The organism is Novosphingobium sp. JCM 18896 (assembly GCF_025938095.1).
GTDB lineage: Bacteria > Pseudomonadota > Alphaproteobacteria > Sphingomonadales > Sphingomonadaceae > Novosphingobium.
Genome location: NZ_JAPCZF010000005.1, coordinates 264244 through 285496 on the forward strand (window position 1 = coordinate 264244; position 21253 = coordinate 285496).

The window sequence follows — 21253 nt, forward strand, 5'->3', positions numbered from 1 at the left end:
GCAGGGCTGCTTTGGTCGCGCCATCGTCGGCCTTGGTCGCAGCGGCGCCGGTCGGTCGCGTCGTTATCCTGCTTCGAAGCAGCAGTGCCGCGCCATTTCCGATCCGCCTGTAGTCGATCGCCGAACGGACAGGAGGTTCATGTGACGGCGCTACGTTGTTTTCCCGCGTTTGCGGTTGGTGTGATCTTGTCGGGCGTCGCTGCGCCGGCGATCGCCGCGCAATGCAGCAGCGGCTGGACCGGCACGATCAACTATTCGCGCACCCAGGCCTTGAGCGACAACAAGACGGTCGATCGGGTTTCGCGCAAGGGCACGGAGACGACGAACTTCAACCTGGCCTACAATTACGGTGCCAGCATCGCGGTTCGCGCAGAAGGCGGGGCAGGGCTGAGCGCCGGCCGCGCGAACATCGCGATGACCTCGAGCTCGACCGAGACCAGGTCGGCCCAGGACCAGGATGTCTGTCCGCTCACCAAGCAGCGCCACGAGGTCTCGGGCAGCTTCGTGGACAAGTCGGAGACACGCGGAAGTGGCAATGGTTTGGAGGCCGACGTCCATGTCGGCGTCAACGATGACGGCACCTACACCGTCAGCATAGGCCTGCCGGAGATCGAAGGCGTTCTGAGCGGCTCGTCCAGCGCCAGCTACAGCGGGCAATGCACACCGAGGAAGGGCTCCAACCGGAGCATTCCGGAAACTCCGATCAAGATCGATGGCGAGCGGTTTAGCACCGACGGTGACGAGCGGTTCAGCCCGTCCGATCCCAATCGCCTGAGCGGCAGCTTCTCGAAGACCTGGCAGAACGTCACCCAGACGCTCAGCTGGAACCTGCGCCGTTGCGGTCCGACGCTGCGCCTCGTCGACCTCAGGTTCGAGGACATGCGCTTCCCGCGCTGGAATGACTGGCAGGAGATTACCGAGCAGCGCGGCACTATCGATGGCAATCGCGTGCGGGTCACCGCGGTCGTGGCCAACGACGGCGGCGAGGAGGAGGCGCCCACCCTCAAATTCAAGGAGACGTACAAGGGCGACAAGTGGGACGGCGCCAAGCCGGACAGTTCGATTACCGAGCTGTCCGTCGTCATTCCGGCCGGCGAGCAGCGCGAAGTGACCTTCGACTGGGATAGCTCGGGCTATGCGTGGTACGACGACGGCCGCCCGCGGCTCGTGCAGCGCATCCGTGCCGAGCTCGAGGACCGGGGCAAGAAGGTCGATGAACAGACGAAGAACCTGAAGGTCGCGCCGCGACCGCTCGTGCTGGTGCATGGCCTGTGGTCGAACTGGCGCGCCTGGGAAACGTGGCAGAACATCCTGACGACCAGCCACAGTTACGACTGGAAGGCGTTTCCGGTCGGTGAAAAGCCCGAGCATGGTCGGATGAGCACCGGCGAGGAAGTTGGTAGCTTCGGACCGACCTATACGATTGCGCAGAACGCTTTCGAGCTGGCCAAGACCGTCGAACATGCGCAGGCCGAGCGCAACGCCTGGCACGTCGATCTCGTCGCGCACTCGATGGGGGGCCTGATCAGCCGGCGTTACATCCATGCGATGATGCCGGGCTATGCCGACGGAAAGCCGCAAATCACGCGCCTGGTCATGCTTGGCACACCCAATATGGGAAGCCCTTGCGCCGATGTCTTGAGCGCAACGCTGGATTTCCTCGACAAGCCGATGGAAGCCCTCCGCGAACTGCGCACGGACGTAGTCGCGAAGTTCAACGCCGAGCATGGTGAACGCAAGGGCGTCGAGTTTTCGGTCCTGGCGGGCAATATCCTTCCCACGATGTGCAAGACCGTGGGATGGAACGACGGGGTGGTGACGGTGCCGTCGGCGCGCTGGACGATCGCAGATGCCGTGGAAGACAAGGTGCTGCACACCGACATGACCGGCACCCCGCCGTTCTCGTCATTCGTCAAGCCGCGCCTCGCCAAGGGCCCCAAGGCGCAGCGTGCGACGGGCGGCGGCAGTGGTGCAGCATCGGGCGGGCGCCTCATGCTGATCGGTGACGACGAAACGCCCGCGACCGCATCCGACAAACCCGATTTCGTCAAGCTGGTGAAGCTCGCGCCGCGTGCGATGGTCGAGCTCGAGATTCCGGTAAGCGAAGGACGCCAGCTCGGCGTCAATCTACTCGCTGCGAGCGTCGTGTCGGCGACGCTGATCGATCAGACCGGCGTCGTCGTCGGCAGCAACCTCACCCAGACACCGCAGGCGTCGCAGCCGTTCCGATCGATCGTGGTCGATCGCCCGGTCGCCAAGGGTGTCTGGAGGCTGAAGGTCGAGAACACGAGCGACACTGAGCGCGAGGCTGTCGTGTCGACCTGGTCGGCACGCTGACCGCCCCTTTCTCCGCCTTGATTCAGGAACTTGTCATGAAGACCATCCTACACCTCAATCTTGCCGCCGGGCTGATCTTTGCTGCCGGCGCGATACTGCCGTCCCCGGCTTGGGCGCAGTCCGACTGCGCCGCCCAGGCCAAGAAGCGCCGGCCTAGCCTGTTCGGCGCGGAAGGATCCGGCGGGCTGTTCACTCGGCTCGAAGGCGCGTTGAGCGGCAATCGCAATCTCGGCACGGATATCAAGGATACGGCCAGCATCGGTGCGTCGCAGCGAATGAGCGAGGCGGCGTCGGTCGCGGGCTGCCGCAATCAGGACAAGGTCGAGCGCACTGACGAGGATGCCGATCCACAGACGATGACCGCCACGCGCCAGCCGGCCGAAACGGCGACCCAGCGCGCGGCTCGCCGTCAGGCCGAGGCGGACGCGCAGTATCCCAGTCGCATGCCGATCCCCGCAGAATGGAAGACGGCGAAGACTGCCTACACCGAATTCGGGAAAGTGAGGTGCACCGGATGCGAGGGCGGCTACGCCTATTCGGGCTGGCCAAGCTGGCCGCGCGACGAGTTCTCGGGAGCTTATCGCGGGGACGAAAAGCGCCTCGAGCGTCTGCCGATCGGCCATGTCCACCTCTGGACGTCGAACGGCTTTGCCGGATCGCTAACCATCAACAGCGAGGAGCGGGTCAATGGCTTTCGTTGCCGCAAGATGACCTATCGATTGGAGAAAGACGGCAAGAGTGCCGAGCGTCCCAGCCTGATGTGTTGGGGCAAAGCCAACGAATATGCCGCAAGTGACGGCTGGGTGGGCGTGTTCTGATGACGGTGCCCACGAAATCCCTGGTCGCGCTCGTCGTCGCTGCCGCAACGATCGGTCCATTGCTTCACGCGCAAAGCGGGACATCCGGCCTTGCCGGACGCTGGACCCAGGTCAGCAGTGGCAAGGAACTCGTGCTGGTGCCCCGGATCAAGCTCGTGCCGAATGTCGGCGTTACGCCGGGCACCAACTTGGGCGGCACCGTTGGCTATGGCTCGATGACCCGGACGACGGTCGTCACCGAGCCGGTGATGCTCGACGTCGCCCGGACGATGACGCTGGAAATTGATGCCGCTGGTGGCTTCAAATGGTCGATCTCTCGCCGTCACCAGGAAAAGCCGGGTTGCACGATGAACACGAATCAAGTGAAGCATGGTCGAGTCTCTCGTGCCGGAGCTACGCTCGCCTTCGCGGTTGTGGGGGGCACCGAAACGTTCAACACGAGCTGCGGCCGCAGCGGGAGTTCGGCGCTCACCAATTCTACCGAACGATACCAAGTACGAGAGACTGGCCGGCAGCTGGAGATCGTCAGTGGGGCCAGCCGCTGGCGCTTCGATCGCGCGGTTTGAGAGCGGCGATCCTTTCGATCCGCACGAAGCGCCGGCGTGCAGAGCGGCATTCAGCATCAGGCATTTGCCGCTGCCGTGGCCTTTAGAATCGTTGTCCGCTTGAGGCGGTGACCTCATCAGGAGAAAATGCGGGAAGCTATCCATTCGGACGGCTTCCCTTTTTCGTATCGACTAGCGCGAGCCGAAAGCGACGCGCAGGTTGACGCCGAACTCGCGCGGCGCGGTAAGGCCCGGTGTGCTCGGGTTACCTAGGCTGATGTAGGGGCTGTTGATCGTGGCGCCGCCGGTGACCGCGGTGAAGGCGGGGCCATTGCTCGTGGCGAGGATGGTTTTGTTGTTGAACAGGTTCTTGCCGTAGAACGTCAGCTCCCAGCTCGAATCCTCGCTGCGAACGCCCGCATAGAGATTGAGGCGCCCGTAGGAATCGTAATCGTCGAAGGCGTTGGCCGGGTCGTTCAGCGAACTGCCGCTGAAGGTGAAGAGACCGCGCGCGAACAGGTCGATACCGCTCGCGACCGGGTGCGAATACTCGGCCTGGACGTTGGCATTCCACGGCGACGAGGTCATCGAGCGGAAGTTCACCGGGCAGGTCGAAAGGTTGTTCGCGCCGACCGCCGCCAGCAGCGCCGTCGCTGACGGTGCGCTCGTCACGCTGTCGGGCGTGCCGTCGCCGTTGAGATCGAGACAGGCGACCTGGCCGTTCTTGATCTTGCCCATAGCGTAGGCGAAGTTGAGGTTGAGGCTGAGCCGTTCGATCGGACGCCAGTCCGCCTCGAACTCGAAGCCGCGCACGCGCACCGGCACCGGCGACACGAAGTTGAACGAGGCCACGGCCGGAGCCGAAGTCGCGGTCGCATAGTTGATGTAGAAGACGCCTGAGGGCGAGCGGAACGGGTAGTTCTTGTAGTCCTGCTGGAATGCCGCGACGTTGATCTTCAGCGTGTTGTCGAGGAGATCGGACTTCACGCCGATTTCGTAGGACTTCGAGGTCTCGCTGGGCAGGACCAGGAAGCCGGTCTCGAGCGCGGAGGCGCGCGCATTCACGGTCGAGCGCACCACGTTGTTGCCCGGACGGAACGAGGTGCCGAAGTTCGCGTAGACCATCAGAGCGTCGCTGAAACGGTGCTTTGCGCTCGCCGCGAAGATCGTCTTCTCGAAGGTCCGATCGACCCCACCGAAGGCGAGATTGATCAGGGTGCCGCTCTTGACGATGCCGGAGACGTCCTGCTGGATCGGCTGCGGCGCGACCAGGCCGGGTACCGAGACCGAGCCCAGCGAGGACTGCTGGCGGATCTTGATATGGCGCGCGCCGCCCGAGAGCTCGGTCGCGTCTCCCAGGTGCAGCGTCAGGTTGCCGAAATAGGATTCCTCGCTGGTCTTGCTGCCGCGCAGCGTCGCCGAGGGGATCAGGCTGACCACGCCCGCGACCGGCTGCAGGCGCTCGGTGATCAGATAGCTCGGGGTCGAGGCGTTGGTGCGGAAATAGCCGACCACATAGTCGAACATGCCGGCGACGCGCTCGTCGTTCTGCAACCGGACCTCGTGGCTCTTGATCCGGGAATCGTTCGTGGTGAACTGGCCGAGATTGAGCGCGGGATAGGCATTGGCCTCGTCCTGCGGCGCGAAGACGTTGATCTTCTGGTGGACCGACGAGCCGACGTAGAACAGCCGTTGGCCGAACAGGCCTGCCGAGGCTTTCCAGGTGAAGATGTCGTAGGTTGCTTTCGTGGTCTGGGGGATCGGCTTGATGCCCAGGCGATCCGCGGGATCGATCCGGGTCGGGCAGGCCGCGCCGCTCGTCGAGAACTGGTTGAAGCAGGCGACTTGGTCGAACTGGCGGCTGCGCTGCTCGATGCGCTGATAGACGCCCTCGAGGCTGATCGCGTCGATCGGTTCGGCGCGGACGAAGACGCGGCCCGAGCGGTTGCGCGTCATCGGTTCGATGCCGGGCGCATTGATGCTGTGCACGCGGTTACCTTCGCCTTCCTCGACGAGACCGGCCACACGTACCGCCAGCCGATCCTCGACGATCGGCACGTTGAGCGCGGCGTTGACGTTGGTCCCGCCGATGGTGTTGACCGTCCCCTGGAAGTAGCCGCCGGCCTGGGTAAGGTCGGGCTTGCGATGGGCGATCGTGATCGAGCCCGACGGCGCCGCACGGCCGCGCAGCGTGCCCTGGGGACCGCGCAGGACTTCGATCTGGCCGATGTCGTACATCGCGTTGAACAGCGCGCCCGAGGTCAGCGGCGCGTCGTTGAGATAGTATTCGATGGTTCCGTTCGAGCCGCTCGCGTTCACGTCGAAATTGACGCCGCGCACCGACGAGGTCGTGCCGATCCCGTTCGAATTGCTGTTCATCGTCAGGCCCGGAACGACCGTCTGGATGTCCTTGAAGTCGCGCAGGTTGAGGCGGTTGATCGATTCCGCGGTGACCGCATTGACCACGAGCGGCACGTCCTGGACGCTCTCGTCGCGGCGGCGTGCCTCGACGACGATGTCGGCCGTCGTGCTGGCCTCGCCCGGCGCCGTATCCTGGGCAAATGCGGGTTGCGCGAAGCCGATGAGGCTGACGCCGGCAAGCGCGATGGTTCTTATGGCTCTCATGTCATCTACTCCCTTGTGCTGTTTATGTCGGTCGATGCGCCTGACTGTCGCGCGTCATGCGCGCGCGTCCGCAGTCCCGGACTTGCCGGATCGTCGGCGAGGTCTCGCGTGAACCGGATGATCCGGAATTGTTGGAATTCTTCGACCCCGCAGAGCGGAATCAACAGCTTCGGCTAGCCTGTTCGGTGCATCGCTCATCTCCCACCCGGCGGCTTTTTCCGCTCTCGAGTTGACGGCTTGCCGTCACCTGTCCACGTCGGTACTAATTTAGTTTCATTCCTGCAACTATTTTCCATATGCAACGAATTGCGTTGCCTTGCCGGGAAACCGGCTCGAAATCGCGAATGATCCTGACGGAGCCGAGAAGCGCCCTGGCAGGTTGTCGATGACGGGCCCGCCTTGGCTGCGCCCGGGGCGGTCGTTAAACGGCCGTGCTCAAAGGAACGGGACCCGATGATGCAGAGCGACGACTTGGCGGTGGAGATCAATCGCAGCGTTCGGGGCGGCGGTTTCGTCGATGGAGGACTTCTGGATCAGCTTCTGACCGCCCGGCTGCGCCGTGCGGATATCTTCCTGTCCACGGCTTTCCATCGCGTCACGGCGGCGCACAAGCTCAAGAGCGGTGTGATCGGCTCGCTGGCTTTGATCATTGCCAATCCCGGGATTTCGCAGAACGAGCTTGCCGAGCAGGTGCGGACCGACAAGTCGCGGATCGTCGCGATCGTCGATGTCCTCGAGCGCGAAGGGCTTGCCGATCGCGTCCAGTCGGAGGTCGATCGCCGCCGCCGCGCGCTTTATGCAACGCCCGAGGGGGTCGCGTTTCTCGACCGGCTGATCGCCGAAGTTCGCGAGCTCGAGAATACGCTCCTCGCGGCAGTGCCCGCGGACGAACTCGCCCGCTTCGAGGAGACGCTGGAGAAGATCTTCGCCTCGTGCACGCGCGAAAGCCTCGGCGAGGCTCGCGGGCGCAATCTCCATAGCAACATGCCCTACGAGTGACTTGTTTCGATGTGGATGCGCGCTCGGAGTTGGGCCGGCGGTAGGGAAGGGGCGCTTCGGCCGACATAGCTGACGTTTCATCAGATGCGCTGAAAGGGCGCCATCGCCTAGATTGCCGGATTCCAGGCAGGCCTTGGCACCCGTCCGAAATGGATATAGGCTGATGCAATCGGGAAAACCCGAAGGAGAGGATCTATGACCCGCCTGGACTTGCTGGGTGATCGCTTTTGCGTCGGTCTGTGCTGGCTCGGTGTCGCCTACATCCTGTATTCGCACGTCATCGGTTGAGCTCGCCCGAGCCGAGCTCCGATCGCCGGTTCACTTGAGCCCGCCGCCGAGCGCGCGATAGACTTCCACCGCATTGGCTTCGCGCACCAGTCGCGTGGCGACGAGGTCCTGTTCGGCGGCATAGAAGCTGCGCTGGGCGTCTAGCGTGTTGAGGAAGCCGTCCACACCCGCCCGGAAGCGCGCTTCGGACAGGCGATAGGCGGCTGCGGAGTTGCCTCTCAGCGAGCGTTGCGCGGCCAGCTGATCCTCGATCGTCCCGCGCCGCGCCAGGGCGTCCGCGACCTCGCGGAAAGCGGTCTGCACGGTCTTCTCGTACTGGGCGATCATAGCGTCGCGCTGCGCCTTGGCCGCGTCGAGGTTGCCCGTGTTGCGACCGAAATCGAAGATCGGCAGGCTCGCCGTGGGAGCGACCGACCAGTTCTCGCTGCCATTGGCGAACAGGTTGGAAAGCCCGAGGCTGATCGTGCCGAGCGCCGCGGTGAGCGAGAGGCGCGGGAAGAAGTTGGCGCGCGCGGCGCCGATATCGGCATGGGCGGCGATCAGCTGATGCTCGGCCGCGACGACGTCGGGTCGGCGCAGCAGGATCTCGGACGAGAGCTCGCCGGGCAGGCGATCGAGCGTGACGCCCTGGTCCGCCAGGGCTTCGGGTAGCAGCGCCTGCGCCACGCTGGTGCCGGCGAGCAGGTTCAGCGCGTTCTGGTCCTGTGTGACCTGGGTGGTGAGCGCGGCGATATCGGCGCGCGCGCGGTCGTGGCTGGTGCCTGCCTGCCGCACGTCCAGATCCGACGCCACGCCCGCGCGGAACCGCGCCTGGGTCAGTTCGAGCGTCTGGCGGAAGGCCGCTTCGGTCTTGCGCGCGACCTGCAGCCGTTCCTGGTCCGCGGCCATGGTCAGCCAGGCGGTGGCGACCTCGGCGATGATCGCGATCTGGCTGGCCTTGCGGTTTTCCTCGACCGCGAAGAACTGCTCCTGCGCCGACCTGGTCAGATTGCGCACCCGGCCGAACAGGTCGATTTCCCAGGCCGATATGCCGACCGACGCCGAATAGATATCGAAGCGTCCGGCGCCGGCGCCCGCACCGCCGCCCTGAACGTTGCCCAGCGGCGACTTCTGATAGGTAGCGCCGCCGGTCGCGCTCAGGCTGGGGAAGATGTCGGCGCGTTGGACGCGGTATTGCGCGCGCGCCTGCTCGACGCGGGCCAGGGCGAGCCGAAGATCGCGGTTGTTGGCTAGCGACAGCGCGATGACCTCGCGCAGCCGCGGTTCGGTGAAGAAGACCTGCCAGGACGTATCTACCAGCGCGGCCGCATCGCCCGTGTCGGCGGCGGGCCGATAGGCCGGTCCCTGCGGGGTCTCGGCGGGAACGGGCAGGGCCGGGCGGACGTAGCGCGGCGCCAGGTTGCAGCCCGTCAGCGCGAGCGCCGTCGTCACCAGCAGCAAGTTGCGGATCGGCATCATGGCTCAGGCTTCCTGTGGGCGTGCGGGGGCGCCCGCGGCTTCGTTCGCGTCGCTTGCGGGCCGATCCTGGCGGAACAGGCGTTTGACGACGAAGAAGAACAGCGGGACGAAGAAGATCGCGAGGATCGTTGCGGACAGCATGCCGCCGACGACCGCCCAGCCGATCGCGTTCTGTCCGCCGGCACCGGCGCCGTTCGACAGCGCCAGGGGCAGCACGCCGAAAACGAAGGCGAAGGAGGTCATCAGGATCGGCCGCAGGCGCAGCTTGGCGGCTTCGAGCGCGGCTTCCGCTGCCGGCATGCCCGCGCGCATCTTCTCCTCGGCGAATTCGACGATCAGGATCGCATTCTTCGCCGAGACGCCGATCGTGGTGATCAGGCCGACCTGCAGGTAGATGTCGTTGTTGAGCCCGGCGAGCGTCGCCGCGATCATCGCGCCGACCACGCCGAGCGGCACGACCAGCAGGACCGCGATCGGCACCGACCAGCTCTCGTAAAGCGCGGCGAGGCAGAGGAACACGATCAGCAGCGACAGCGCATAGAGCAAGGGCGCCTGGCCGCCGGACAGCTTCTCCTCGTAGGAAATGCCCGTCCATTCGAAGCCGATGCCGGGCGGGAGCTTGGCCGCCAGTTCCTCCATCGCGGCCATGGCCGTGCCGGTGCTGAGCCCCGGCGCCGGCGAGCCCGCGATCTGGACCGAGGACACGCCGTTGTACCGCTCGAGCCGGGCGGGGCCATAGGTCCACTCGGTCGTGGCGAAAGAGGAGAACGGCGTCATGGCACCGCCCGTGCCGCGGACGAAGTAGTTGCCGAGCGCCTCGGGCGTGATGCGGAATTCGGCGTCGGACTGCGCATAGACGCGCTTCACCCGGCCGCGATCGATGAAGTCGTTGATGTAGCTGCCGCCCATGGCGACGGCGACGGTCGTGTTGATATCCGCCTGCGACAGGCCGAGCGTCGCTGCCGCGACCTGATCGACGTTCAATTTGACCTGCGGGGTATCCTCGATGCCGTTCGGCCGGACCTGGGCCAGGCGCTTGTCCTGCGCCGCCATGTCCAGCAGCTGGTTGCGCGCTTCGATCAGCTTGTCGTGGCCGAGATTGCCCATGTCCTTGAGCTGGAAGTCGAAACCGCTGGCATTGCCGAGTTCCGACACCGCGGGCGGAGCGAAGGCGATGATCTGGCCGACGTTGTAACCCGCGAAATGCTGGTTGGCGCGGCCGGCGATGGCCGAGGCGGTGTTGTCGGCGCCCTTGCGCTCGGCCCAGGGGCGCAGCTTGATGAAGGCGATCGCCACGTTCTGGCTCTGGCCGACGAAGCCGAAGCCGCTGACCGAGAACACCGAGGCGACGTTCGCCTTCTCGGTCTTCAGGTAGTAGTCGCGCATCGTTTCGACCGCGCGCTCGGTCTCCTCCATCGTCGAGCCGGGCGGCAGGGCGACCTGGGTGAACATCATGCCCTGGTCCTCGTCGGGCAGGAAGCCGCCCGGCAGGCGTACGAACAGCAGCGCCATGCCTGCGACGATCAGGCCGTAGACGATCAGCGAGCGCACCCAGCGATGCTCGACGCGCCTGAGCCCGCCGGCATATTTGTCGAGCCCGCGATCGAAGGTCTTGTTGAACCAGCCGAAGAAGCCGCCGCGCTCGCCGTGATCGTGCTTCGAGGGCTTGAGGATCGTCGCGCAGAGCGCCGGCGTGAGGATCAGCGCGACGAAGACCGAGAGCACCATCGACGAGACGATGGTGATCGAGAACTGGCGGAAGATCACGCCGGTCGAGCCGCCGAAGAAGGCCATCGGCAGGAACACGGCGGACAGGACGAGGCCGATGCCGACCAGCGCGCCGCTGATCTCCTCCATCGACTTGTAGGCTGCCTCCTTGGGGCTGAGGCCTTCGTCCTGGATCAGGCGCTCGACGTTCTCGACCACGACGATCGCGTCGTCGACCAGCAGGCCGATCGCGAGGACCATGCCGAACAGGGTCAAGGTGTTGATCGTGAAACCCGCCGCCAGCAGGATCGCGAAGGTCCCAAGCAGCACGACGGGGACCGCGATCGTCGGGATCAGGGTCGCGCGCCAGTTCTGCAGGAACACGAACATGACGATGAAGACGAGGATGATCGCCTCGACCAGCGTGTGCACGACCTGCTCGACCGAGAGGCGGATGAAGGTCGAATTGTCGACCGGGAAATCGACCTTGATGTCGGCGGGGAAGTCCTTGGACAGCTTGGCGACCTCGGCCTTGACCGCCGTCACGGTGTCGAGCGCGTTGGCGCCGGGGGCCAGCTTGATGCCGAGCCCGACGGCTTCCTTGCCGTTGAACTTGGCGAGGAAGCTGTAGTTGTCGGCGCCGAGCTCGACGCGGGCGACGTCGGCCAGCCGGACGATCGCGCCGTCGCTGCCGGCGCGCAGCACGATCTGCTTGAATTCCTCGGCCGTGCGCAGGCGCGACTGGGCGGTGACCGTGGCGTTCAGCGCCTGGCCGCCCACCGTCGGCAGGCTGCCGATCTGGCCCGCCGAAACCTGGGCATTCTGCGCCTGGAGCGCGGCCGTCACGTCGGGGACGGTCAGGCCGAGATTGCCCATCTTCAACGGATCGAGCCAGATGCGCATGGCATAGGGCGCACCCATCAGCTGGATGTCGCCGACGCCGGTGACGCGGCTGATCGGATCCTGAAGGCTCGAGGCCGCCATGTCGCCGACGTCGATCTGGTCGTGCGATCCGTCTTCCGAATAGAGCGCGACGACCGTCAGGAAATCGGCCGTGGACTTGGCCACGCGCAGACCGGCGCGCTGGACTTCCTGCGGCAGGAGCGGCGTCGCTTGGGCCAGCTTGTTCTGCACCTGGACCTGCGCGATGTCGGGATCGGTACCCTGCTCGAAGGTCAGCGTGATCAGCAGGTTGCCCGCGGCGTCGCTGTTCGACGAGAAGTATCGCAGATTGTCGACGCCCTTCATCTGCTGCTCGATCAGCTGGGTCGTGGTGTTCTCGAGCGTCTGGGCATCGGCGCCCGGATAGAGCGTACTGATCGTGACCGCCGGGGCGGCGATCGGCGGGAACTGCGCGATCGGCAGGCTGCGCAGCGCGATCACGCCCGCCAGCATCACGATGACGGCGAGCACCCAGGCGAAAATGGGGCGGTCGATGAAAAAGCGCGACATGGCGGATCAGCGGCCCTTCGTCGCGGCGACCGTGACCTGGGTCGGCCGGCTCGGCGTTACGACCGCGCCGGGCTTGATGCCCATGAGGCCTTCGACGATCAGGCGGTCCCCCGGCTTGAGCCCTTCGGTGATCACCCAGTTGCTGCCGATCGGCCGCTCTGCCGTCACCTTGCGCTGTTCGACCTTGTTCTGCGCGCCCACGACCAGGGCCGTCGCGCGGCCACGCGGGTCGCGGGTGATGCCCTGTTGCGGTGCCAGGATCGCGCGCTGGCGAACGCCCTCGACGATCTGCGCACGCACGAACATGCCGGGCAGCAGCAGGCTCTCGGCATTGGGGAAGGTCGCGCGCAAGGTCACGCTGCCGGTCTGCGGATCGACCGCCACTTCGGAGAACTGCAACCGGCCTTCGGCGGGATAGGTCGTGCCGTTGGGCAGCAGCAGTTTGACGCGCAGGCTTTCCTGCCCGGCATTGCTGAGCCCGCCGCGGGCCATGGCCATCTTGAGATCGAGGATCTGCGCCGCCGATTGGGTCACGTCGACGAAGACCTCGTCGCTGCGCAGGATCGTTGCCAGCGGATCGGCCTGGCCCGCCTGGACCAGGGCACCGGCGGTGAAGCGCGAACGGCCGATCCGCCCCGAGATCGGCGCGCGGATCCGCGTAAAATCGAGCGTGACGCGTGCCGAATCGACCGCCGATTTTTGCGCTGCAACATCGGCGCGGGCCTGGCGTGCCGAGGCCTCGGCATTGTCGAGTTCCTGCCGGCTGACGGCATTGATGCCGATCAGGCTGCGATAGCGTTCCGCCTGGAGACGGGTCGAATCGATGGTCGCCTGGGCCCTGGCGAGATTGCCGCGGGCGGTGCCCAGCGCCGCACGATAGGGGGCGTCCTCGATCTCGTAGAGCACCTGCCCGGCTTTGACCATGGCACCTTCGGTGAACAAGCGGTGGCGGATTATGCCGTTGATTTGCGGGCGAACTTCCGATGTTTCCAAAGCCGATATGCGGCCGGGGAGATCGGCGGTGAGGACCACCTGCTGCTCCTGGATCGTCACGACGCCGACTTTTGCGGGGGGCGGTGCAGGCGGCTGTTCAGCGCTGCAAGCCGCGACAAGAGCGAGCATGCTTAGCGGAAGCACGCGAACGCGGATCATCATCTCATTCACCCGAAATAGTCGACAGCAACCGGAATGAACGTTCATTCCGGTTGCATGCTCCTAACCGGAGCGACTATGATCCGCAAGACAAGTTTGTGCGTTCCGGAGAGGAATTTTTGCGTTGCAGCATAAGTTGCCGGTCAGAGAAAAGGTCGTCGCATCGGCTAAGCGTTTGTTTTCCGAGCGAGGTTTCCATCGCACCGCGATGGCCGACCTGGCACTCGACGCGCAGGTCAGCGTAGGGGCCATCTACCGGTCGTTCGCCAGCAAGGCCGACATCATCCGCGACATCATCCGGGCCGATACCGATGGCACCTTGGACGAACTGCGCGCCAACATCAGCGCCGTGCGCAATGGCACGACAAAGGGCCAGGACACCATCGCGCAAATGATCCTCGAATGGGCGTCGCCGCAGCAGGACGATGCGCTCTATCACGAGATCATCGCCGAGGCCCATCGCAGTCCCGAGGTCGCGCAGATGGTGACTTCCACCTGCGGCGAGTTTCGCGAGCTCCTGCGCGAGCTCGCAACCCTGCTCAAGCCCGGCTTGACCGAAGCCGAGATCGAGGGGGTGGCCGAACTGCTGCTGGCCTGCCTGTTCGGCATGGGCAATCGGGAATTCACGGCGCCGAGGCTCAGCCCGGATCAGACGGCGGCGGTGGTCACCCAGCTTCTGTTGCAAGGCGTGAAGGCGTAAGGGCTCGGCGAAGGCCGCCGACTTGGCCGGCATTGGCGTAAGGGCTCGACCTTACCGAGATCCGAACTCGGTTCAGGTCTGTAGATCGTCTGCGGGCCGCACCACGACATGCATGGCCTCGTGCAATTCGTGGTGGAATGCGGCGAGCCGTGTCAGTCTCGCTGCGGCCTCGCCCGCGGCGATGTCCGGGCCGCGTTTGGCGATGAGTTGGGACATCTTCTCCAGAGTGGCGACCTGCGGCCGTAGCGGCGTGGCCGGGTCGTCGCCGCAGACGTAGAGGATGCGGCGGCTGCCGCGGCTGGGGATGCCGCGGGCGTTGCCGTAGTCCTCGAGCACCTTGGCCGCCGTGTGCGCGTGGCTGCGGCTGATCTCGAGATCGCGGGCGATTTCCTCGAGGCTGACCGGCACGTTCATGATCTGGAGATAGCCGTAGAGCCGCGCGGCATTGGCCGGCATGGACCAGGCGCCGAGCAGCCCGGCGAGATCGTCGATGAACCGGGTCTGTTCCGGCGAAAGCTGGCTTGTTGACATTTCCACTATTTACTGGATATTCCGGACGAAGTGAAGATGGCATCAGCTTAGGCGCCGGATTCGCGAAGAAGCAACACCGGCGCCCGCCGACCGGCACAACTTTGAGGAAGCCCCATGAGCACGCAGACGGACACCCAGGCCCAGGCCGAAACCGCCACGATCCTCCCCGAAGGCAAGCTGTTCATCGACGGCGCCCTGCGCCGCGCCGAAGGCGGCAAGACCTACGACAACATCGGTCCCTGGACCGGCGACGTCGTCGGCGTCGCCGCCGATGCCTCGGCCGCCGACGTCGATGCCGCGATCGTCGCCGCGCGCCGCGCCTTCGACGAGACCGACTGGTCGACCAACCACGAGAAGCGCTTCGCGCTCGTCCAGAAGCTGCACGCGCTGTTCGAGGCCAACATGGACAAGCTGGTCGCGATCGCCCGTCACGAGGTCGGCGCGCCGCTGCTCGCGGTCAACCGCGCGCAGGTGGCCACCTGCCTGGGTAGCTGGAAGGCGCTGATGGAGGTCTATCCGCGCGTGAACTGGGAGAAGGACTACGGCACGCTCGATCACGGCGGCGGCTACGTCTCGCACCGCAAGGCGGTCTACGAGCCGATCGGCGTCGTCGCGGCGATCACGCCGTGGAACTTCCCGCTCTACGTCAACGCCGAAAAGGTCGTCTCGGCGCTGCTCGCCGGCTGCACAGTGATCCTCAAGCCTGCGCCCGATACGCCGCTGGCCGGGGTGATCTTCGGCGAACTCGCGGCCGAGGCCGGCTTCCCTGCCGGCGTGATCAACGTCATCACCGGCGCGGACCCGGCGATGGCCGGCGAGATGCTCGTCACAGATCCGCGCGTCGACCTGATCACCTTCACCGGCTCGACCCAGATCGGCAAGCACATCATGCGCCAGGGCGCCGAGACGATGAAGCGCATGTTCCTCGAACTGGGCGGCAAGTCGGCCTGCATCGTCCTCGACGATGCCGAGAACTTCGCCCAGATCGTCGCGCAGTCGATCCTCGTGTTCCACGCCGGGCAGGGCTGCGCCGTGCAGAGCCGCCTGCTCGTCCCGCGCTCGCGCTACGACGAGGCCAAGGCCGTGCTCCAGGCGGCCTACGACGGCCATGCCGACAAGTGGGGCCACTTCGACGATCCCGCCTGCGCGATGGGTCCGGTCGTCTCGAAGAAGCAGATGGAGCGGGTCAAGGCCTACATCGACATCGGTATCGCGGAAGGCGCGACCCTGCTGGCCGGTGGCGCGCTGCGTCCTGACAAGGGCACGGGCTGGTTCGTCGAGCCGACCTGTTTCGTCGACGTGACCAACGACATGCGCATCGCCCAGGAGGAGATCTTCGGCCCGGTGCTGGTGGTGATCCCCTATGACGACGATGAGGAGGCGATCCGCATCGCCAACGACAGCGTCTATGGCCTGTCGGGCGGCGTCTGGGGCAGCCAGGACCGCGCGATGCGCGTGGCCAATCGCGTGCGCACCGGCACGATCGGCGTCAACGGCGGCGCGCCGATCAACGGCGACCTGCCGTTCGGCGGCTACAAGCAGTCGGGCATCGGCCGCGCCTGGGGCGTCGAGGGTATCGAGGAATATCTCGAGACCAAGGTCATCGCCTGGCGCGAATAGTTCAGACTTGAACCTATTCCATCATGCCGGTGCGGGTGGTGGCTCGTACCGGCATATTTTGACGTAGTCCGCCGACAGGGCAGGCGCTTTGCAGGCGCTCATCTGCCCTCGAACGCGGACTTCGGTTCACAGGAGCGCGAGCCGATCCCATATCAGGCGCTTCCTTCGGGCACTTTCCCGGGCTCCAACCGACTTTCCACGATCCGGTCAACCAGGCCCCATTCGAGCGCTTCCTCGGCGGTCATGAAGCGATCGCGGTCCATGGCCCGCTCAAACTCCTCGTAGTCGCGGCGGCAATGCTTGGCGTAGAGGCTCGTGACCCGTTTCTTGGTGCGCAGGATTTCCTCGGCCTGGATGAGAACATCCGAAACCTTGCCCTGCGCACCGCCCTGATCGTGATGCGAGCGGACCTCCGCGCGGCCGGAGCGAAGGAACCAAAGTTCGCCACCGACCTGTGGGATGGCTATCGGCCCGCGCGCAAGCGTCTGATCGAGACGATCCGCCGCAACGAACTCACCAATGTCGTTTTCGCGACGGGAGATCATCACCGCCATCTGGTCGGTTCTGTGCCCGAGAACGACGAAGAGCCCGAAGGCAAGAAGGTCGCGGTCGAATTCCAGGCGGCGTCGATCACGTCGAACGGCAACGGCGTAGGCGATGCCCCGCTGCGCCACGTGCTCGCGAACAATCCGCACTTCGAGCTTTATACCGACCGCCGTGGCTATCAGCTGTTCGATGTGACGCCCGAGCGCTGGACGACCAGCGTGAAGATCGTCGATCGCGTCGAAACGCCAGGTGGCAAGCTCGAAACTGCGGCGACTTTTGTGGTGTCGCCGAGGGCGCCTGAGATCCATCGGGCTTGATGGAAAACCAGTGGTGCACCTATCGGGATGAACGGCGATCGGTGCCAACTTAGCTGCCACTCATCGACCATTGGTCGCGCCGCAGAGGGCGCCGGTCGATCGGCCGGCGCGATATTGCCTCGGCGCGGCTGATCGATATGCTGACGTGTGCTCACAAGATTATCTCGCAGAATTCTGCTGCTCGGCATGTCATTGGCAGGGCTCGCATTGGTCGGTGCGGGGCTGGTGATCTTCCTGAGTCACAAATCACCGACCGCGTTCGGCTGGGCGGCTGACCTCGCGGTCGTCTCCGGCGACGGCATCAGGGGGCATCGCGATGGCGATGCGGGAACCGCCAGGTTCAGCGATCCCTTCGCGCTAGCGTTCGATCCCGACGGTTCGCTCTATGTGGCCGATGCCGGCGACACCGATCGCATCCGCAAACTGGAGCCAAGCGGGCGTATTTCGACACTGCCCGGCGTGTTCGACACGCCATCCGGTTTGGCGATCGATCCCATGGGCAACGTCATCGTCGCCGACACCGGGGCCAATGCGATCCGCAAGATCAGCCCGGCCGGGGTCTTGACGACGATAGCGGGCGGCGCAGGCCCCGGGTATCGCGACGGGCCGGCCAGCCAGGCTTTGTTCAACGGTCCTATCGGCATTGCCGTCGACGACAGGGCGAACGTCTATGTTGCCGACACCTACAACGACCGCATCCGCGTGATCACTGCTGCCGGTCTGGTCAGGACCCTGGCAGGCGGCTCGTTGCCTGGGTTCGCCGACGGCCAAGGCTCGGCCGCCGCTTTCAACACGCCTTGCGGACTCGCGCTGGATGGCGATGGGAATTTGCTCATCGCCGACACGGGCAACGATGCCATTCGCCGCGTGGACAAGGATGGCCACGTCATGACGCTCGCCCGTACGGCGCCGGATGACCGCGGTGGCGTACTGAAGGCCCCGGTCGGCGTGGCGAGGACCTGGGACGGGTTCCTCTATGTTTCTTCGTTTCGCAGAGGGCGCATCGTTCAAATCGCCCCGTCGGGCAGAATTAGCGTATTGCTAGGGCCAGATGCGCTAGCGCCAGGCAATGCGGCTCTGCGGATGGGTAGCCCTGCCGGCCTGGCCCTCGATCGTGACGGGGCACTTTATATCGCGGATTCGAGCCAATATGCCGTGCTCAAGCTGGTGCCGCGCGGACAGGCCGGCCGGGCGCGGAGCCTGATCCTGCGTTCCGCGCCCCCGGCGTTCGTCCACGCTTCGCCGTTTCCGTGGCCGGTGAGGCCGCAGACGGGCTGGCATGAGGTCGTCGGTACTCTTGGAGAGGTGCGCGGAAACTCCCAGGGGGAAGCGCGCGATCACCTTCACTCGGGATTGGACATCAGCGCTGCGGTCGGCGAGCCGGTCCTTGCGGTGACCGACGAAAAAGTCGTGGATCCGCTGCCCAATTGGAGCCTCGGCGGTCTGTCCGAGGGACTGCGCGTAGATGCGATGACCTACATTCACATGAAGGTCGGCCGCACGGCTACGGGTGCATCGCTCGATCCGGCTCGCTTCTCCTTACTGCGCGACGCGCAGGGCAGGCTGACCGCGGTGCGAGTAAAGCGGGGCACGCGGTTTCGCGCGGGCGATCAGCTCGGCACGATCAATGCGATGGCGCACGTCCATCTCGAGCTCGGACCGCCCGGAGGCAAGATCAACGCGCTGATGTTGCGTTTCGCGGGCTTTACCGACCGCTTTGCACCGCGCATCGAGACAATTCAGCTGGTCGATGGGGCGGGGCGCCGTTTGACCGGCCAACGAGCAGGGCGCCTGCTCGTTCCGCGGGATAGCGGCCCTCTCAGCATCGTGGTCGATGCCTGGGACCAGGTCGATGATAACCTGGTCCGTCGCCGGCTGGGCCTCTACAGTGCCGGTTTCCAGATTCTGCGGTCCAATGGCTCGCCCGTGCCGGGATTCGAAAAGCCGAAGATAAATCTCGTGTTCGATCGCATGCCGCGTGAACCGGATGCGGTGAAGGTCGTGTACGGAGCGGCGAGCGGCGATTCGGTTCACAGCGCGCAGCCGACCCGCTTCAACTATGTCGTGAGCAACCGTGCAGCAGGTGGCGGCACCGCGATCGGCGGCTGGAATCCCGGCGATCTGTCGCCTGGCCACTACACCATCCGAATTTTCGCCGCCGACTATGCCGGCAACCTCGCTCAGGCAAATCGCGATCAGCCGATCGTCGTGCAATAGGTTGGGGGTTTCATGCCGCCGACGGAGTTGGGCGGCCTGACCAACTCTGCGATTGCTGGGGCATTCGGCTGGAAACGACAAATCGGCTTCGAGCCACGAAGCTCTCAAAAATTGAGTGAATCGATGTACGATGCCGATGGAAGAAGTGCGGGCCAAGCCCGTAAGGCTTGGCACTCGAAGATAAGGCACAATGCAGCGCCGAAGAAATGTGGTCGGGGAAAGAGGATTCGAACCTCCGGCCCCTGCCTCCCGAAGACAGTGCTCTACCAGGCTGAGCTATTCCCCGACCGTTCGCGAAACGCCGATGCCGAAGCAGGCGTCCGTGAGGCAGGAGCGGGCCTATAGGGGGACGAACCCGGGGTGGCAAGGGGCATCTTCCACCCCGGTGCAATTCGTCCTCAGGCGGCCGCGCGCAGGGCTCCGTAGCCGGTTCGCCCGGCGTTCGTTTCGCTGGCGGCGGTGTGGAATCGGGTGACGAGCTCGGCGAGATTCGCGGCTTCGTTCGACAGCGTGCAGGCTGCGGCCGTGCTCTGTTCGACCATCGCCGCGTTCTGCTGGGTGTTGAGATCGAGCCGCTTGGTCTGGTCGTTGACCTTGATCAGCGCGCCGGCCTGCTCCTGCGATGCCACCGCGATGCGTTCGATCGCTTCGCCGATCTGGCCGATATCCTCGACGATCGAACGCAGCGACTGGCCCGATTCTCCGACCAGTTCGACACCGCGCGCGACCTGGGTGGTCGAGACTTCGATCAGTTCCTTGATGTTGCTCGCGGCTTCGGCCGAGCGCTGCGCCAGCGCGCGCACTTCGCCCGCGACCACGGCGAAACCCTTGCCGGCCTCGCCGGCGCGTGCGGCTTCGACGCCGGCGTTGAGCGCGAGCAGGTTGGTCTGGAAGGCGATGCCGTCGATCACCGCGATGATCTGGCTGATCTCCTGCGCCGACTTCTCGATCTGAGTCATCGCCGCGACCGTGCGGTCGGCGACGTTGCCGCCATTGAGCGCGTCTTCGCGTGTGCGCTGGACCGTGGCCTGGAGCTCGGCGGCGCTGCGCGCGCTGTCCTGAACCGTGCCGGTGATGCGATTGAGTGCGAGCGCGGTCTCCTCGAGCGTCGAGGCCTGCTGCTCGGTGCGCTGGGCGAGGTCGGCCGAGGCGCTGCGGATTTCGGTCGAGCCGCTCTGGATGGAGCCGGCCGAATCGCTGACCGCGCGAACCATGCGGTTGAGATCCGCCGCCGCCGCGTTGAACGAGGTGCGCAGGTCCTCGTAGCTCTCGGGAAAACGCTGATCGAGACGCGCGGCGAGGTCGCCCTGGGCGAGGCCCTTGAGCGCGCCGCCGATGCCGTCGATCACCTGACGCTGCTCTGCCGCGGCGCGGTTGCGCTCTGCGTCGGTGGCGGCTTCGAGGCGGCTGGTCTCGGCATGGGCCGAAGCCTGGCCGACGACGAGTTTTTCCACCTGGCTGGCGACCATGACCAGTACGGAGGTCTCGGCGACCACGACCACGGCGTGCAGCAACACGCGCTCGAGGTCGGCGCCGCCGGGGAACACGAGGCTGGGGGCGACGAAGTTGGTGAGCAGGTGGTGGACCGCTGTCACACCGGCACCGAGTAGGATTGCGCGCCAGTCGGCGAGCACGGTCAGCATGGCGATGGTGACGAAGAACACCATGTGGAAGTCGAGCATCCATGGTTCGCCGGCCCACTGCCAGAGCAGCAGCGCCGGGTAGAGCGGCAGGGTCAAGCCGAAGGCGAGGCGCGAGGCGCCCGTGCCCTGGTCCTGCCGGGCGAGCAGGCTCGGCACGATCGACATCGCGACGGCGACGGCCAGCGGCAGCCAGCGGCCGAGGTGGAGCGCGCTCGCGGCGAGGCCGAGCACGAAGATCCAGCAGGCGGCCGTGAGGCCATAGACGCCGTTGCGGCGGAGTTGATTCAGCTCATGCATT

General features: G+C 65.5%; 15 protein-coding genes and 1 tRNA gene. 8 read left to right on the plus strand and 8 right to left on the minus strand.

Translation table 11 applies throughout. The features are described from left to right. Positions 1–141 precede the first annotated feature (141 nt). From OLX23_RS18490 to OLX23_RS18500, 3 genes are read left to right on the plus strand one after another with little or no spacing between them, the layout of a single operon-like run. Complete coding sequence (locus tag OLX23_RS18490; RefSeq protein ID WP_264446513.1) at positions 142–2337, plus strand: alpha/beta fold hydrolase; 2196 nt, start codon at positions 142–144, stop codon at positions 2335–2337. 17 nt (positions 2338–2354) lie between these two features. Next, positions 2355–3155 carry a hypothetical protein gene (locus tag OLX23_RS18495; RefSeq protein ID WP_264446514.1) on the plus strand — a complete coding sequence of 267 codons (801 nt, stop codon included), beginning with the start codon at positions 2355–2357 and terminating at the stop codon, positions 3153–3155. Next, positions 3155–3721, plus strand: coding sequence for a hypothetical protein (locus tag OLX23_RS18500; protein WP_264446515.1), 567 nt, complete (start codon positions 3155–3157; stop codon positions 3719–3721). The genes OLX23_RS18495 and OLX23_RS18500 overlap by 1 nt, the downstream gene beginning before the upstream one ends. A gap of 171 nt (positions 3722–3892) precedes the next feature. Here the strand turns inward: OLX23_RS18500 and OLX23_RS18505 are convergent, their stop codons facing one another. Further along, positions 3893–6325: a TonB-dependent receptor gene (locus OLX23_RS18505; protein WP_264446516.1), complete on the minus strand. Its 2433-nt coding sequence runs from the start codon at positions 6323–6325 to the stop codon at positions 3893–3895. Positions 6326–6778: 453 nt separating this feature from the next. On the opposite strand from OLX23_RS18505, the gene OLX23_RS18510 reads away from it, so the two are divergent. Further along, complete coding sequence (locus tag OLX23_RS18510; RefSeq protein WP_264446517.1) at positions 6779–7324, plus strand: MarR family winged helix-turn-helix transcriptional regulator; 546 nt, start codon at positions 6779–6781, stop codon at positions 7322–7324. A 318-nt stretch (positions 7325–7642) separates the two neighbouring features. Here the strand turns inward: OLX23_RS18510 and OLX23_RS18515 are convergent, their stop codons facing one another. From OLX23_RS18515 to OLX23_RS18525, 3 genes are read right to left on the minus strand one after another with little or no spacing between them, the layout of a single operon-like run. Further along, a complete protein-coding gene (locus OLX23_RS18515) occupies positions 7643–9070 on the minus strand; it encodes an efflux transporter outer membrane subunit (RefSeq protein WP_264446518.1) in 1428 nt (475 codons plus the stop codon). A gap of 3 nt (positions 9071–9073) precedes the next feature. Beyond that, a complete protein-coding gene (locus OLX23_RS18520; protein ID WP_264446519.1) occupies positions 9074–12229 on the minus strand; it encodes an efflux RND transporter permease subunit in 3156 nt (1051 codons plus the stop codon). Positions 12230–12235: 6 nt separating this feature from the next. Further along, positions 12236–13384: an efflux RND transporter periplasmic adaptor subunit gene (locus tag OLX23_RS18525; RefSeq protein WP_413629919.1), complete on the minus strand. Its 1149-nt coding sequence runs from the start codon at positions 13382–13384 to the stop codon at positions 12236–12238. A gap of 121 nt (positions 13385–13505) precedes the next feature. On the opposite strand from OLX23_RS18525, the gene OLX23_RS18530 reads away from it, so the two are divergent. Next, entirely contained in the window at positions 13506–14081 is a 576-nt protein-coding gene (locus OLX23_RS18530; protein WP_264446520.1) for a TetR/AcrR family transcriptional regulator, read from the plus strand. A gap of 72 nt (positions 14082–14153) precedes the next feature. Here the strand turns inward: OLX23_RS18530 and OLX23_RS18535 are convergent, their stop codons facing one another. Next, positions 14154–14612 carry a GbsR/MarR family transcriptional regulator gene (locus OLX23_RS18535; protein WP_264446521.1) on the minus strand — a complete coding sequence of 153 codons (459 nt, stop codon included), beginning with the start codon at positions 14610–14612 and terminating at the stop codon, positions 14154–14156. A gap of 114 nt (positions 14613–14726) precedes the next feature. On the opposite strand from OLX23_RS18535, the gene OLX23_RS18540 reads away from it, so the two are divergent. After that, complete coding sequence (locus OLX23_RS18540) at positions 14727–16232, plus strand: aldehyde dehydrogenase family protein (RefSeq protein WP_264446522.1); 1506 nt, start codon at positions 14727–14729, stop codon at positions 16230–16232. A 152-nt stretch (positions 16233–16384) separates the two neighbouring features. On the opposite strand, the gene OLX23_RS18545 is transcribed toward OLX23_RS18540, so the two are convergent. Further along, positions 16385–16588, minus strand: a complete 204-nt coding sequence (locus tag OLX23_RS18545; protein WP_264446779.1) for an ATP-dependent Clp protease proteolytic subunit — start codon at positions 16586–16588, stop codon at positions 16385–16387. Between OLX23_RS18545 and OLX23_RS18550 the strand changes: the two genes are divergently transcribed. Both OLX23_RS18550 and OLX23_RS18555 read left to right on the plus strand, forming a co-directional pair. Further along, a complete protein-coding gene (locus OLX23_RS18550; RefSeq protein ID WP_264446523.1) occupies positions 16529–17095 on the plus strand; it encodes an alkaline phosphatase D family protein in 567 nt (188 codons plus the stop codon). The genes OLX23_RS18545 and OLX23_RS18550 overlap by 60 nt on opposite strands. A 192-nt stretch (positions 17096–17287) precedes the next feature. Next, positions 17288–19312 (plus strand): hypothetical protein, encoded by a 2025-nt coding sequence (locus OLX23_RS18555; protein ID WP_264446524.1) that lies wholly within the window; start codon positions 17288–17290, stop codon positions 19310–19312. A 209-nt stretch (positions 19313–19521) separates the two neighbouring features. Here the strand turns inward: OLX23_RS18555 and OLX23_RS18560 are convergent. Together OLX23_RS18560 and OLX23_RS18565 are read right to left on the minus strand one after the other, a co-directional pair. Further along, positions 19522–19598: transfer RNA gene (locus tag OLX23_RS18560), tRNA-Pro, on the minus strand. Positions 19599–19710: 112 nt separating this feature from the next. Then, complete coding sequence (locus OLX23_RS18565) at positions 19711–21252, minus strand: methyl-accepting chemotaxis protein (protein WP_264446525.1); 1542 nt, start codon at positions 21250–21252, stop codon at positions 19711–19713. Position 21253: the final 1 nt, after the last annotated feature.

What these genes read in the sequence shown, in the direction of transcription:
- OLX23_RS18520 (WP_264446519.1), bottom strand. Translation starts at nt 12,229, where the DNA reads ATGTCGCGCTTTTTCATCGACCGCCCCATTTTCGCCTGGGTGCTCGCC.
- OLX23_RS18550 (WP_264446523.1), top strand. Translation starts at nt 16,529, where the DNA reads ATGCTTGGCGTAGAGGCTCGTGACCCGTTTCTTGGTGCGCAGGATTTC.
- OLX23_RS18525 (WP_413629919.1), bottom strand. Translation starts at nt 13,384, where the DNA reads ATGATGATCCGCGTTCGCGTGCTTCCGCTAAGCATGCTCGCTCTTGTC.
- OLX23_RS18540 (WP_264446522.1), top strand. Translation starts at nt 14,727, where the DNA reads ATGAGCACGCAGACGGACACCCAGGCCCAGGCCGAAACCGCCACGATC.
- OLX23_RS18515 (WP_264446518.1), bottom strand. Translation starts at nt 9,070, where the DNA reads ATGATGCCGATCCGCAACTTGCTGCTGGTGACGACGGCGCTCGCGCTG.
- OLX23_RS18535 (WP_264446521.1), bottom strand. Translation starts at nt 14,612, where the DNA reads ATGTCAACAAGCCAGCTTTCGCCGGAACAGACCCGGTTCATCGACGAT.
- OLX23_RS18565 (WP_264446525.1), bottom strand. Translation starts at nt 21,252, where the DNA reads ATGCATGAGCTGAATCAACTCCGCCGCAACGGCGTCTATGGCCTCACG.
- OLX23_RS18500 (WP_264446515.1), top strand. Translation starts at nt 3,155, where the DNA reads ATGACGGTGCCCACGAAATCCCTGGTCGCGCTCGTCGTCGCTGCCGCA.
- OLX23_RS18510 (WP_264446517.1), top strand. Translation starts at nt 6,779, where the DNA reads ATGATGCAGAGCGACGACTTGGCGGTGGAGATCAATCGCAGCGTTCGG.
- OLX23_RS18505 (WP_264446516.1), bottom strand. Translation starts at nt 6,325, where the DNA reads ATGAGAGCCATAAGAACCATCGCGCTTGCCGGCGTCAGCCTCATCGGC.